Here is a 14,115-nt window from a genome sequence, read left to right on the forward strand (position 1 = left end):
CCATGACCACCTGGCGCCCGCTGGCCGCCTGCCTGCTGTGCGGCGCCCTGGCGGGCTGGACGACGCAGGGCTGGCGCAAAGACGCCGCCATCGCCGAGCTGCAGCGGCAGGTGGCCACCAGCAAGACCGCCGCCGCCACCGCACTGGCCCAGGCCACCGCCCGCGTGCTCACCCTGGAGCGCGCCGCCGGCGCCGCCCTAATGCTGCGCGCCGACCACCTCACCCAGGAGCAAACCCATGCGAGAACTGAACGTGACCGTTTTAACGATGACGTGCGCAGCGGCGCTGTGCGCCTGTCAATCCCCGTCGCCAGCAGCCAGTGCGCCGCAACTGCAGATCCCACCGCTACCGCAGGCCATCGGCACGAAACGCGCGCCGAAATTGACCCAGCGACTGCGGCAGCTCTTGACGCCATTGCCGGCGACGGCGACGACGCTACCCGCCAGCTAAACGCCTGCATCGACGCTTACAACACCGTGCGAGACACCTACCATGTACAAACCGAATAGCCTGCGCCAGCACCTGGCCGCCGCGATTCCCCAGCTGCAGCGCGACCCCGACCGCTTGCTGGTCTTCGCCGACGAGGGCAACGTGGTGGCGTCGGCCACCGCCTCCCTGTCCTTCGAATACCGCTTCAAGCTCAACCTGATCGTCACCGATTACGCGGGCGACGCGGACGCCATCATGGTGGCCCTGATCGCCTGGCTGAAAGTCCACCAGCTCGACCTGTTGGCCAATGAAGAGCGGCGCAAGCACGGCATCGCCTTCGAGGTCGATTTTAATAACCATGAAACAGTCGATATTTCCATCAAGCTCGACCTCACCGAGCGCGTGGCCGTCAAGACTGGCGAAGCGGGCCGCCTCGACATCAAGCACCTAGCCGAGATACAGCACATGCCGGCCTACGCGGACGAGTTCTGGAAACTGTACGACGGCGAGACCCTGCTGGCCGAATGGCGCACGCCCGAGGCGACGCCATGAGCGACGACCTGCACGCTTTGGCAACCTGGGCCGGCGCCCTGCTGGCCAAGCTGCAGCCGGCCCAGCGCCGCGCCATCAATCACAAGGTGGCCATCGACCTGCGCCGCAGCCAGGCACAGCGCATCAAAGCGCAGCAGGGGCCGGATGGTGCGGCTTATCCGGCGCGCAAGCGGCGCAAAGAATTCAAGGGAAAGAATGGACGAATCAAGCGGCAGAAGGCAGCGATGTTTGCCAAGATTCGCACTGCCAAACACCTGAAGGTAAAGGCGACCGGAGACCAGATCGAGGTCGGGTTCTTTGGCTGGGTGGCGCGCGTGGCGCATGTGCATCAGTTTGGACGACAGGGACAGGTATCGAAGAAAGGGCCGATCTACAAATACCCGGAACGGCCGTTGTTGGGAATAAATGAAATGGATAGAAATTTGATACGCGAATCGCTCTTGGCCAACATCGATAAACTCTACTAGTACCGAGAATTACTCGCATTTGACTGGGCAAATGTATTTAAGCAAGCTCTCATTTCTACCAGCCAAGCATTCGCCCACTTGAATGCTTGGGCATGCTCTTCTAGTGATTCGGCTCTAGTCATTCGATTGACAGCGGTCCGCATTCTTGTCAACGAATAGCTATAACGCCTATATTTCTCCAAAACCAATATATCTTCATTATTCACATTTCCTCCCTGCATCGAAAAACAGATAAGTTTCATTTATACATTAACTCAAAAATTCATATTAGGCGATAAAAGATGGTATTTCAATAAGACACTGTGAATTCCCATAGGTTTAGCGTAATAACGTTTTTCCTTGATCTAGCCGAAACTACTACGTTCTAAACTTAATTAAAAAGCCAACAGCAAGCCGCTATGCTGCTTATCAACCCGCCCCCGCGTGCATCCGCACGCGGACTTCGGCAACATGCACTGCATGAACGCCGACCTGTCCGACCTCCTCCGCTTGCTGCAAAACCTGATCCGCCTGGGCACCATTGCCGAGGTCAAAGGAGCCAAGGCGCGCGTGCGGCTCGGGCCGACGCTCACCACCGAATGGCTGAAATGGGCCACCCGGCGCGCCGGCAGCACGCGCACCTGGTCGGCGCCCACCGTCGGCGAACAGGTACTCGTCTTTTCGCCAGGCGGTGACCTGACGCGCGGCGTCATCCTGCCGGCGCTGTACTCGCAGGAATTTGATGCGCCCGAAACCAGCGACACCATCCACACCACGCACTACCCCGATGGCGCCGTGGTGCAGTACGACCACGCGACCCACGCCCTGACGGCCAATTTACCCGGCGGCACGGCCACCATCACCGCCGACAAGGTGACGTCGAACGCGCCCAGCACCATTTGCACGGGCAACCTGACCGTCATGCAAAACCTGATCGTCAACGGCGCCACCGCACTGAATGGCGGCGTGAACGCCAAGGCCGGCGCCGCTGGCGGCGTGGCCATGGCCGTGCAAGGGACGGTCAAGGCCAGCGAGGACGTGCTGGCCGGCGCCATCAGCCTGGCCAAACATGCGCACGGCGGCGTCAAGGCCGGCGGCGACCAGTCGGGCGGGCCGCAAGCATGATGGGCATGCACGCCGCCACCGGGCGCAGCCTGACGGGCCTGGACCACCTGCGCCAGTCGGTGACCGACATCCTCACGACACCCATCGGCTCGCGCATCCGACGCCGCCGCTATGGTTCCGAAGTGCCCGAATTGATCGACCAGCCCCTGAACAGCGCCACGCAGTTGCGCATCTATGCCGCCACCGCCTTTGCCCTGCGCCGCTGGGAGCCGCGCCTGCAGCTCGCCAGCGTGCAGCTGACGTGCGACACGGACGGCGACATCGCGCTGCTGCTCGATGGCACGGCGAATGGCCAGGGCATCACGATGGCCGTGCCCGTCAAGCAAGGGGGCGCCGTATGAGCACGCCCATCGACCTGACCCAGTTGCCGGCGCCCAGCGTGGTCGAGGTGCTGGACTTCGAAGCCATCCTCGCCACACGCAAAGCCCATCTGGTGAGCCTGCTGCCGGAAGCCGAGCGCGCGGCCGTGACGGCCCTGTTGGAGCTGGAATCGGAACCGGCCACCAAGCTGCTGGAAGAAAACGCGTATCAGGAAACCATCCTGCGCAACCGCGTCAACGAGGCGGGCAAGGCCGTCATGCTGGCGTTTGCCCTGGACGGCGACCTGGACCAGCTGGGCGCCAACGTCAACGTGGCGCGCCTGGTCATCACGCCGGCCAATCCCAACGCCCTGCCGCCCGTGGCCGCCGTCATGGAAGACAACGACGCCTACCGCCTGCGCATCCAGGAAGCGCCGGACGGCCTGTCCGTGGCCGGCCCGAAAGCGTCCTACGAATTCCACGCCCGCAGCAGCGACGGCCGCGTCAAGGACGCGAGCGCCACCAGCCCGGCGCCGGCCAGTGTCACCGTCACGGTGCTGGCCAACAACGACACCGGCATCGCCGACGCCGCGCTGCTGGCCACCGTGGCGCGCGCGCTCAATGCCGAGGAAGTGCGCCCCCTGGGCGACCGCCTGACGGTGCAAGCCGCCCAAGTCCTCGACTACCAGATCGAGGCCACCTTGTTTATTGGCGTCGGCCCGGAAGTACCGATCCTGCTGGACGCCGCGCGCGCCAATGCCGTGCGCGTGTCGCAGCCGCGCCGCCCGCTGGGGCACAGCATCTATCGATCCGCCTGCAGCGCCGCCGTCCACGTCGAAGGCGTGCGCAAGGTCGTCTTGACCAGCCCGGCGGCGGACATCGAGCTGAACGCCACGCAGGCCGCGCGCTGCACGGCCATCAAATTGAATGTCGTGGTGCGCGATGAATAAGCGCGTGCCCACCCTGCCGCCCAATACCACGGCGCTGGAGCGCGCCATTGCCGTGGCCTGCGCCGAGCTGGTCAACGTGCCCGTGCCGCTGCGCGAGCTGTGGAATGCCGACCGCTGCCCGGTCGCCTTGCTGCCGTTCCTGGCCTGGGCCTGTTCCGTCGACCGCTGGGACGACGCCTGGCCCGAATCGATCAAGCGCGGCGCCATCAAGGCGGCCTATTTCATCCACAAGCACAAGGGCACGATTGCCGCCGTGCGCCGCGTGGTCGAGTCCCTGGGCTATTTGATCCGCATTACCGAGTGGTGGCAAACCACGCCGCCGGGCGTACCGGGCACGTTCCGCCTCGACGTCGGCGTGCTCGATACCGGCATCACCGATGCCATGTTTCAGGAAATGGAGCGCCTGATCGCCGACGCCAAGCCCGTCAGCCGCCACATGACGGGCCTGGCCATTTATCTGGAAAGTCGCGGCAGCATTTATGCGGGCGCTTGCGCCTACCACGGCGACGCCATGACCGTGTATCCCTGGATCGCGGAAACCATCGAAGTGCGCGGCACGCTGTTGCAGGCCGGCGCATCCCATACCATCGACACCCTGACCATCTATCCATGAGCACATACTTTGCCATCCTGACCGAAGTGGGCGAGGCCAAGCTGGCCAACGCCATCGCCCTGGGCCAAACCCTGAAACTGAAAAACCTGGCCGTGGGCGACGGCAATGGCAATTTGCCCATGCCTGTGCGCACGCAAAAGGCGCTGGTGCGCGAAGTACGCCGCGCGGGCCTGAACCAGCTGAGCATCGACCCGGCCAACACCAGCCAGATCATCGTCGAGCAAGTCTTGCCCGAGGACGTGGGCGGCTGGTGGATACGCGAAATCGGTATCTTTGACGAGGCCGGCGACCTGTGCGCGGTGGCCAACTGCCCGCCCAGCTACAAGCCCCTGATGATGGAAGGCAGCGGGCGCACGCAAGTGGTGCGCATCGTGCTGATCGTCGCCAGCACTGCCGCCATCGAGCTGAAAATCGACCCGTCCATCATTCTGGCCACGCGCAAATATGTCGATGACCAGGACATCGTCGTCCGTGCCTACAGCGACGAGCAACTGGCCAAGCACCTGGCCGCTGTTGATCCGCACCCGCTGCTGGCCAAGCTCGCCTATGTCGATCAGCAGGACACCAATGCACGCACCTATGGCGACCAGCAGCTGGCCAGGCATCAGGCGGCTCTTGATCCGCACCCGCTCCTGGCCAAGGTCGCCTATGTCGATCAGCAGGACACCAGCGCACGCACCTATGGCGATCAGCAACTGGCCAAGCACCAGACTGCTGCAGACCCGCACCCGCTGCTGGCCAAGGTCGCCTATGTCGATCAGCAAGACACCAGCGCGCGCGCCTATGGCGACCAGCAACTGGCCAAGCACTTGGCTGCTGCCGACCCGCACTCGCAATACAGCATGAAGGAGATCGTGACACCGCCGAAGTTTGACGCGTCAAACAAGCTGGCCAACACCGATTATGTGCAGCGCGCGCAAGGAAACATGGTGCGGTATAACGACGTCATTGAAAGCCGCACGCTCACCGCCGAGGATATCGGTTGCGCCCTGTACTTCCCTTATGCGGACAAGGCCATCACCATTCCCGACCCGGTATCGCTGGGCATTCCCAACAATTCCGGCAAGTGCGTCAAGTTCTTCGGGCTTTTCAATACCGGCACCATTCTTGCCGCGCCAGGCGTGATCATTGGATTTGATGTCGGCAATGTACCGACCATCACGATCAAGCCTGGGCAATTCCTGACCCTCATGGCGACCGCGACAAACGTGTGGCAAGTCATCGACTCGACCGCCGAGCTGTGGCGCAATGCCGACTTTGCCAATTATTTCAATAACGTTGCGCCGACACCTGCGCGCTTTGACGTCAGCACCAGAATTGCCACAACCGAAGCGCTTAAACGCAGCGGCATCACGCATTCGGCATCGTTCGGCTTTTCCGCAGCCGCGACGCTCACCGCCGAACAGGTGGGCGGCTTCGTCTATACCTTTGGCACGGGCGGCTTTACATTAAACCTCCCGTCCGTCGCCGGCCTGCCCACGGGGTCCAGCATCACCTATTCCAACCAGGGCGGGATCGCGTCCATGCCGGTGACATGCGCCGCGCAAGGCGGCAATACCATTCAGATCAACGGCGGCGTCACAGCCAACGTCAAAGTAGCTGGAGGCGACTCGTTGACATTTGTTGTCATCGGCGCCAATGAATGGGCGGCCATCGGCACGGGCACCCTCTCGGCCTCCGCGTCATTTGGCGCCAGCACTGGCACGTCGGGCTATCAGAAACTGCCGAGTGGCCTCATTTTGCAATGGGGAACGTTCATTTCCCCGGCCACGCCTGGCGCGGATGTCGCGGTCAGCTTCACCATCGCCTTTACGACGCTGCACATGGTGCTCGTCGGTGCTTCCAGTCCCGGCACATCGCCTGTCTCGGCCTGGTGGAAGAGCCAATCGCCCATCGGCTTTGTGGGGGCATCCAGCAGCCCAAGTACAGCCACCCCATGGATCGCCATCGGACGCTAAGGAAACCTATGACCACCCGCTACTCCCCTTCCGCAAAAACGTTTTATCCATTCGATATCGACTACCCGAACGGCGTGCCCGACGATGTGATGGAAGTCCCGTTGAGCAATTTCCACGCCGCGATGGCGCGCCCCGTGGGCGCCACCTTTGATTTTGTCAAAGGCAAGCTGAAGATTACCAAGGCGCCCGCCATCGCGTTCCGCGATATCGCCAGCGCACACCTTGATGCGACCCGGACGACGCGCGACGCCATCCTGAACCGTCTGGCCGGCATCGGCTTTGCCGCCATGGCCGATGGCGACGCCGATACCGTGCAAGCCATCGCGACAGCACGCACCTGGCTGCTCGACATCACCACCTGCCCGACGGTTGCCGCCGCGCAGGACATCGAGGCGCTGCAAGCGGCCGTCAGCGCTGAATTCCAGCGCATTGCCGACACCTTGCCGAATGAGGCCCGGCGCGCCTTCGATGATGCAGGCAACACCCAGTAACACCCCGACATTTATCACCTACCAGGAGAGCAACATGGCCACCGACTACCACCATGGCGTGCGCGTCATTGAAATCAACGAGGGTTCGCGCCCGATTCGCACCGTGTCCACCGCCGTGCTGGGCCTGATCGCCACGGCCGACGATGCCGACCCGGCCGCCTTCCCGCTTGACACGCCCGTGCTCGTCACCAACGTGCTGGCCGCCATGGGCAAGGCCGGCAAGACCGGCACCTTGTACCGCACCTTGGCGGCCATCGCCGCGCAGACCAAACCCCTGACGGTCGTGGTGCGCGTGGCCGAGGGCGAAACGGAAGCGGAAACCACGACCAATGCCGTGGGCGGCGTCTCGCCCGATGGCAAGTACCTGGGCGCCCAGGCGCTGCTGGCCGCACAAAGCAAGCTGGGCGTCAAACCGCGCATCCTGGGCGCACCGGGCCTGGACACCCAGGCAGTGACTAACGCGCTGGCCAGCGTGGCGCAGCGCCTGCGCGCCTTCGTGTATGCGTCCGCCTATGGCTGCGCCACCGTCACGGCGGCCACCACCTATCGCGGCCAGTTCGGTCAGCGCGAAGTGATGGTCATCTGGCCCGATTTCGTGAACTGGGATACCGCCATCGATGCCGAGGCCAGTATGTCCGCCGTCGCTTACGCCATGGGCCTGCGCGCCAAGATCGACGAGGAAACGGGCTGGCACAAGACTTTGTCGAATGTCGTCGTCAACGGCCCCACCGGCATCAGCAAGGATGTGTTTTTCGATCTGCAAGACCCGGCCACCGATGCCGGCGTGCTCAATGCCAAGGAAGTGACCACCCTGATTAACATGGGCGGATACCGCTTCTGGGGTTCGCGCACCTGCGAGGCGCCGGGCGGCTTCTTCTATTTTGAAAGCTACACGCGCACGGCCCAGGTGTTGGCCGACACCATCGCCGAAGCGCATTTCGCCTTTGTCGACCTGCCCTTGCATCCGTCCCTGGTGCGCGACCTGCTGGAAAGCATCAACGCCAAGTTCCGCGACCTGAAATTGCAGGGCTACATCATCGATGGCCATGCCTGGTATGACGAGCAGTACAACGACAAGACGGCGCTGAAAGACGGCAAGCTGGCCATCGATTACGACTACACGCCTGTGCCGCCGCTGGAAAACCTGAAATTCCAGCAGCGCATCACCGACCGCTACCTGGCCGACTTCGCCTCGCGCATCGCCGCGTAAGCATTCAATCACCACCCTGCCCGCGCCTGCGCGGGTGCATTGAGCTACTGGAGAAATTATGGGCCTGCCCCGCAAACTGAAAAATTTTAACTTGTTCCAGAACGGCGTTTCCTTCGTGGGCATGGTGCCCGAAGTCACCTTGCCGAAACTCAGCCGCAAGATGGAAGAGTACCGCGCCGGCGGCATGAGCGGCCCCGTGTCCGTCGACTTCGGCAACGAGGCGCTGTCGCTGGAATGGAGCGGCGGCGGCCTGATCGCCGAAGCCCTGAAACAGTACGGCGCGCACTCGCATGGCGCCGTGCAGCTGCGCTTTGCCGGCGCCTACCAGGAAGACGATGACGGCACGGTCGCCGCCGTCGAGGTCGTCGTGCGCGGCCGTTACAAGGAAATCGACATGGGCGGCGCCAAGATGGGCGACGACACCACGCACAAATACACCATGGCTTGCAGCTATTACAAGCTGCTGATCGACGGCGCGACCGTCATCGAACTGGACTTCATGAGCGGCACCGAAAACTTTGGCGGCGGCGACACCAACGCCGCCATCCGCAAGGCCATCGGCCTGTAATCCCCTTTTACTTTTCACCACCACTTACCAGGACAACATCATGCACAACGATACCCAAAACCAAGCTGTCATCGAGCTGGACGAACCGATCAAGCGCGGCGACAGCTTCATCACCGCGCTGACCGTGCGCAAGCCCAAGGCCGGCGCCTTGCGCGGCATTTCCCTGATCGAGCTGGCCAACCTGAACGTGTCGGCCCTGCAGATCGTACTGCCGCGCATCACCGAGCCGACCTTGACCGCGCACGACATCGCCAACATGGACCCGGCCGACCTGTTGGCCGTGGGCGCCGAGGTTGCCGGTTTTTTGGCGAGCAAAGCCGATCGCCTTTCGGTATCCCCGACGAAGTAGAAGACGCCATGGCCGACATTGCCGGCGTCTTTCACTGGACGCCGGCAGCGATGGACGGTTTTACGATTGATGAACTGATGGCCTGGCGCGAACGTGCCAGGCAGAGAAGCGGAGCGGAATAGATGGCTGGTCGGGATTTGAAGTTACAGGTAGTGTTTGCAGCGCTGGACAAAATCACCGGCCCGCTGAAAAAGATCATGGGCGGTTCCAGCGACACGGCCAAGGCTTTGAGGGCGACCAGCGACCGCTTGCGCGAACTGAACACCCAGCAACGAAACCTGGGCAAATTCCGCGAACTGCATAGCGGGATCAATGCGACACGCACCAAGCTGAAAGAAGCGCAAGACAAACTCAACGACCTTGCTGCGAAAATGAAGCAGACCGAGGCGCCTACGCGTGCCATGGCGCGTGAGTTGAAAGCTGCGACCAAGGTGACGCAGGACTTGACGCTGAAAGGCCGAGAGCAGAGCCAGCAATTCCGCATCCTGCGCACCAGCCTGAAAGACGCCGGCATCGACACGCGGCAGCTAGGCAAGGCACAGGAATGGCTCAAAAACAGCATCCAGCTGACGAACGTTGAGCTTGCCTCGCAACAAAAGCGTCTGGCCGCCTCCGCCGCCAAACAGCAGCGCGTGACCAACGCCACCCAGCATGCGGAAAAACTGCGCAGCAAGGCGGGCAGCATTGCCATGGCGGGCGCCGGCGCAACCGCCACCGGCGCCGTAGTCGCTGCGCCTGTCGTCAAGGGATTGCACGAAGCGAAACACTACGAAATCGAAACAGCGCGCATCCGTGCGCTGGGGACGCGCACGGGCCAGGAAAAAGAACACGCCATCGAGTTTGCCAAGCAGCTCAAGACGTATGGCGTCAGCCAGCTGGAAAAAACGGAAATGATCCGCGATTCCATTTCGATCTTCGCCGATGGCCACCACGCCGAAATGGCCCTGCCCACTATGTCGAAGATGAAATTCATCAACGATACGCTCTATCCTGAATCGGCCGGCGAGCGCAACGCGCAACTGTTCGCCATGCAAAAGGTCATCGAGCTGCGCGGCAACGCCGGTTCGGTCGAAGCCTTCAAGAGCGACGCGGACCGCGTGCAAAAGGTGATCGCGGCCACGGGTGGCCGGGTCGGCGGCGAAGACTGGCGGCAATTTACGATCCGCAGCGGCGTGGCCGGCAAAGGCCTGAACGACAATGCCTTCTTCAACCAGATGGAACCCATGCTGCAGGAACTGGGCGGCTCGACTGCGGGCGTGGGCTGGCGTTCCCTGTACAACAATATTTACCAGGGCAAGGGCACGCAGCGCGCGGCCAGGGAAATGCAAAGCTTGGGCCTGTTGAGCGGCAAGCACATCAAGTATGACAAGGTGGGGCAGATCAAATACATCCAAGCCGGTGCGCTGCTGGAAGGAGAGCTGTTCCAGAAAAGCCCGCTCGACTGGATTGAAAAGGTGTTCTTGCCCAAGCTGGCGGCCAAGGGCATCACCGACAAGGACGAGATCAACAGCAAAATCGGCGCCTTAGTTTCGAACAGCAACGGCGCCGCCTTCCTGATGCGCATGGTCGACCAGCGCGCACAGATCCGCAAAAGCGAACGCCTGAACCAGAATTCGGAGGGGATGGACAGCTTGCACGTCCGCGCACGTGGCCTCGGGGCCGGCGCGGAACGGGAAGCGCTTGCCAAGGTCTCCGACCTGAAACTGGTCATGGGTGAAAAAATCCTGCCTATGTACACGCAGGGGCTGGAAATGGCGATTGCCGCCATGACGCGCCTGAACGGCTTCATGGAGCGCAACCCCACCATGGCCAAGGTCATGATTACCGCCTTTGCCGTGCTGGCCGGCGTGCTGCTGGTGCTCGGCCCGCTGATGCTGGGCATTGCCGCCCTGATCGGCCCGTATGCCATGCTGCACGTCATGTTCGCCAAGATGGGCGTGATGGGCGGCGTGCTCACGCCCATCCTGCGCGGCTTGGGCGGCGCCTTCATGTGGGCTGGCCGGGCCGTGCTATGGCTGGGCCGTGCCCTTCTGATGAACCCGATTGGCATCGCCATCACGGTCATTGCCGGCGCTGCCTTCCTGATCTACAAATACTGGGAACCGATCAAGACTTTCTTTGCTGGCCTGTGGTCCAGCGTCAAGGAAGCGTTTGCCGGCGGCTTTACCGGCATCAATAGCCTGATCGCCAACTGGTCACCGCTGGGCCTGTTCTATCGCGCCTTCGCGGGCGTGCTGGGCTGGTTCGGCATCACGCTGCTGGCCAGGTTCACCGACTTTGCTGCCAGCATCCGGGGCCGCCTCGCCAAAGGACTGGCGCCGCTGGCTGACTTTTTTACTGGCGTTTGGTCGCAGATCAAGACCGCGTTTTCCGGCGGCATTGGCGGCGTCAGCGCCTTGGTCGCCAACTGGTCACCGCTGGGCCTGTTCTATCGCGCCTTCGCGGGCGTGCTGGGCTGGTTCGGCATCACGCTGCCGGCCAAGTTCACCGACTTCGGCGCCAGCATCCTGCAACGCATTACCGCATCCTGGGCGCCAATTTCCGCCTTCTTTGCGGATATCTGGGCGCGCCTGCGCACCGTTTGCACGGGCGGCATGAGCAACATCACGGCCCTGATTATCAACTGGTCGCCGGTCGGCGTGTTTTACCAGGCGTTCGCGGGCGTCATGAGCTGGTTCGGCATCGAGCTGCCGGCCAAATTTACTGAGTTCGGCGCCAACATCCTGCGCGGCCTGGTCAACGGCATCACCGGGTCCATGGGCGCCGTCAAGGACGCCATCAGCAATGCCGGGTCCAGCACCATTGCCTGGTTCAAGGAAAAACTGGGCATCCACAGCCCAAGCCGTGTGTTTGCCCAGCTCGGCGACTACACCATGCAGGGCCTGGCCGTTGGCCTGGACCGCAGCGAGGCCGCGCCGATTGCCAAGGTGTCTACCCTGGCGCAGCGCCTGACGCAACTGGGCGCCGGCATCGCCATCGGCACGGCAACCGCCCTGCCCGCCAGCGCCTTTGACATGCGCGCACCGCTGTCCCAAGGCGGGTTTGGCGCTGGCATGACAATTCAGGGCGACAAGATCGAAATCACCTTTCATGTGCAGGCCGGCACCGATCCCCAGGCCATCGCCCGCGCTGTCAGCGTGGCGCTCGATCAGCGCGACCGCGAAAAGGCGGCGCGCATCCGCTCGTCCATGCGCGACCACGATTAAAAGGAACAACCACCATGATGATGATTTTAGGAATGTTCGTGTTCAGCCTGCCCACGCTGGCCTATCACGAGCTGCAGCGGCAAACGGAATGGAAGCACGCCAGCACGGCCCGCGTGGGCCTGCGCGACGCGCACCAGTATGTGGGACCAGGCGACGACACCATCACCCTGTCGGGCTGGGTGGCGCCGGAACTGACCGGCTCCCTCTATTCCCTCGATGCGCTGCGCATGATGGCCGACACGGGAAAATCGTGGATTTTGATCCTGGGGACTGGCCGCATTCTCGGCTCCTACCGCATCACCAGCATGACGGAGGGCCGCAGCATCCTCGATGGCAGCGGCGGCGCGCGCCGCGTCGAGTTCTCGATTGCGCTCAAGCGCGACGACGACGGCGTGCTGGCCATGGTCGGCCTGGGCGACATCGGCGACCTGAAAAACATGCTCAGCATCGACGGCATGACCAACAGCATCGCGGGCGCGGCCAAGAGCGCCGTGGGCAGCGTGGTGGGCAATGTGGTCGGCGGCATCACCTCGAAATACGGCGGGGTGGTCAGCGAAATAAAAGACAAGATCGGCGGCAGCATCAGCGGCGCCATCGGTAGCGCGGCGGACAAGTTCAAATGAGCGAGCATATCCCCGCCTTCAAGGTCAGCATCGAGGACAAGGATTTGACGGCCATCGTTTCACCGCGGCTAATCAATCTCACCTTGACCCTGTGCCGTGGCGACGAGAGCGACCAGCTCGATATCTCGCTCGATGACAGCGACGGCAAACTGGCCTTGCCGCCGCGCGGCGCGCAGATCGCCCTGGCGCTGGGCTGGCAAGCGTCCGGCCTGGTGGATATGGGCAAGTTCACCGTGGACGAGGTGGAGCACAGCGGCGCGCCCGACACCATCACCCTGCGCGCCAGGTCGGCCAACCTGATCGACACCTTCAAACAGCAGCAGGAACACAGCTTTCACAAGACCACCCTGGGCGCCATCATCGAGGCCATCGCCTTCCGCAACGAGCTGGCGTCGGGCGTATCCGCGCGCCTGCGCGATACCGCCATCGAGCACATCGACCAGACCCACGAAAGCGATGCGGCCTTCCTGCGCCGGCTGGGCAGGAAGTACGACGCCGTGGCCACCGTCAAGAACGACACCTTGCTCTTCATCCCCATCAACCAGAGCCGCACCGCCAGCGGCAAGGCGCTGCCCGTCATTCCCATCACGCGCGCCCTGGGCGACGGCCACCGCTACCACAGCGCCGAGAGCGACGCCTACACGGGCGTGCGCGCCTTCTGGCATGACGAGCGCTACGCGCGCCGCCGCAGCGTGGTGGCCGGCGTGCCCGGCAACAGCAAGCGCCTGCGCACCACCTTCGCCAGCGAAACCGACGCGCGCGCGGCGGCCGTGGCCGAATGGCAGCGCATCCTGCGCGGCCTGGCCACCTTTGAAATGAGCCTGGCCCTGGGCAACCCGGCCGTGTTCCCGCAATCGCCCGTGACCGTGAAAGGTTTCAAGCCCGAGATCGACGCCACCGAGTGGTTATCGGTCAAGGTCACGCACAGCCTGGGCGGCAACGGCTTTACCACGCGGGTGGAGTTTGAAACGAAGACGGAAGCGGTCGAGGCCGAGCGCGAGGACGAGAAAGACCCGGATGAAGGCGTCACGGGCGTGGTGGCGAACTGGAAGGACGTGGCGGCGAAGAAGAAAAAGGCGGGGCAGGAAATGGCCGGCGCCAAGGGTACGCTCAAGGCGCTTGAGCATCTTTACCATAGCAAGCAGGCCGCCAAGCGGGCGGTCCTGAATGCGTGGAGGCATATTGAGGAAGTGCGGGACATCATCAAGGAAAACAGTGAGGTAGCCTGGAAGCCACCAGGTAAGGAAACTTCCAATCACATCACAGATGCAGTATGAATTCCAATACACGGAGATA

16 protein-coding genes are annotated in these 14,115 nt (G+C 62.9%); all 16 read left to right on the plus strand.

Annotation, left to right across the window (positions count from 1 at the left end; translation table 11 throughout):
- The first annotated feature begins 2 nt into the window (after positions 1-2).
- Positions 3-509, plus strand: coding sequence for a lysis system i-spanin subunit Rz (locus tag KY494_RS09825; RefSeq protein WP_219890812.1), 507 nt, complete (start codon positions 3-5; stop codon positions 507-509).
- Positions 493-981 carry a phage tail protein gene (locus KY494_RS09830; protein WP_219890814.1) on the plus strand — a complete coding sequence of 163 codons (489 nt, stop codon included), beginning with the start codon at positions 493-495 and terminating at the stop codon, positions 979-981. Before KY494_RS09825 ends, KY494_RS09830 begins: the two co-directional genes overlap by 17 nt.
- Positions 978-1,448 (plus strand): phage virion morphogenesis protein, encoded by a 471-nt coding sequence (locus tag KY494_RS09835; RefSeq protein ID WP_219890815.1) that lies wholly within the window; start codon positions 978-980, stop codon positions 1,446-1,448. Before KY494_RS09830 ends, KY494_RS09835 begins: the two co-directional genes overlap by 4 nt.
- 450 nt (positions 1,449-1,898) lie before the next feature.
- Complete coding sequence (locus KY494_RS09840) at positions 1,899-2,552, plus strand: phage baseplate assembly protein V (protein WP_258194779.1); 654 nt, start codon at positions 1,899-1,901, stop codon at positions 2,550-2,552.
- Positions 2,549-2,893, plus strand: coding sequence for a GPW/gp25 family protein (locus KY494_RS09845; protein ID WP_219890816.1), 345 nt, complete (start codon positions 2,549-2,551; stop codon positions 2,891-2,893). Before KY494_RS09840 ends, KY494_RS09845 begins: the two co-directional genes overlap by 4 nt.
- Positions 2,890-3,801 carry a baseplate J/gp47 family protein gene (locus KY494_RS09850; protein ID WP_219890817.1) on the plus strand — a complete coding sequence of 304 codons (912 nt, stop codon included), beginning with the start codon at positions 2,890-2,892 and terminating at the stop codon, positions 3,799-3,801. The genes KY494_RS09845 and KY494_RS09850 overlap by 4 nt, the downstream gene beginning before the upstream one ends.
- Positions 3,794-4,414 carry a phage tail protein I gene (locus KY494_RS09855; RefSeq protein ID WP_219890818.1) on the plus strand — a complete coding sequence of 207 codons (621 nt, stop codon included), beginning with the start codon at positions 3,794-3,796 and terminating at the stop codon, positions 4,412-4,414. Before KY494_RS09850 ends, KY494_RS09855 begins: the two co-directional genes overlap by 8 nt.
- Positions 4,411-6,372 carry a phage tail protein gene (locus KY494_RS09860; protein WP_219890819.1) on the plus strand — a complete coding sequence of 654 codons (1,962 nt, stop codon included), beginning with the start codon at positions 4,411-4,413 and terminating at the stop codon, positions 6,370-6,372. Before KY494_RS09855 ends, KY494_RS09860 begins: the two co-directional genes overlap by 4 nt.
- A gap of 8 nt (positions 6,373-6,380) precedes the next feature.
- Positions 6,381-6,863: a hypothetical protein gene (locus tag KY494_RS09865; RefSeq protein ID WP_219890820.1), complete on the plus strand. Its 483-nt coding sequence runs from the start codon at positions 6,381-6,383 to the stop codon at positions 6,861-6,863.
- A gap of 34 nt (positions 6,864-6,897) precedes the next feature.
- Positions 6,898-8,073, plus strand: coding sequence for a phage tail sheath protein (locus KY494_RS09870; protein ID WP_219890821.1), 1,176 nt, complete (start codon positions 6,898-6,900; stop codon positions 8,071-8,073).
- 58 nt (positions 8,074-8,131) lie between these two features.
- Positions 8,132-8,641 (plus strand): phage major tail tube protein, encoded by a 510-nt coding sequence (locus KY494_RS09875; protein ID WP_219890822.1) that lies wholly within the window; start codon positions 8,132-8,134, stop codon positions 8,639-8,641.
- A 40-nt stretch (positions 8,642-8,681) separates the two neighbouring features.
- On the plus strand, positions 8,682-8,990 hold the full coding sequence (locus KY494_RS09880; protein WP_219890823.1) for a phage tail assembly protein: 309 nt from the start codon (positions 8,682-8,684) through the stop codon (positions 8,988-8,990).
- Positions 8,991-8,998: 8 nt separating this feature from the next.
- Positions 8,999-9,112 carry a GpE family phage tail protein gene (locus KY494_RS09885; RefSeq protein WP_071650284.1) on the plus strand — a complete coding sequence of 38 codons (114 nt, stop codon included), beginning with the start codon at positions 8,999-9,001 and terminating at the stop codon, positions 9,110-9,112.
- 30 nt (positions 9,113-9,142) lie between these two features.
- The gene (locus tag KY494_RS09890) at positions 9,143-12,196 is read left to right on the plus strand and encodes a phage tail tape measure protein (RefSeq protein ID WP_219890824.1); all 3,054 of its coding nucleotides are present in this window, start codon (positions 9,143-9,145) and stop codon (positions 12,194-12,196) included.
- 14 nt (positions 12,197-12,210) lie between these two features.
- Positions 12,211-12,819, plus strand: coding sequence for a phage tail protein (locus tag KY494_RS09895; RefSeq protein ID WP_219890825.1), 609 nt, complete (start codon positions 12,211-12,213; stop codon positions 12,817-12,819).
- A complete protein-coding gene (locus tag KY494_RS09900) occupies positions 12,816-14,096 on the plus strand; it encodes a phage late control D family protein (protein ID WP_219890826.1) in 1,281 nt (426 codons plus the stop codon). Before KY494_RS09895 ends, KY494_RS09900 begins: the two co-directional genes overlap by 4 nt.
- The last annotated feature ends 19 nt before the right edge of the window (positions 14,097-14,115 follow it).

This window comes from Janthinobacterium sp. PAMC25594 (assembly GCF_019443505.1).
In the GTDB taxonomy this organism is placed as follows: Bacteria; Pseudomonadota; Gammaproteobacteria; order Burkholderiales; family Burkholderiaceae_D; genus Janthinobacterium.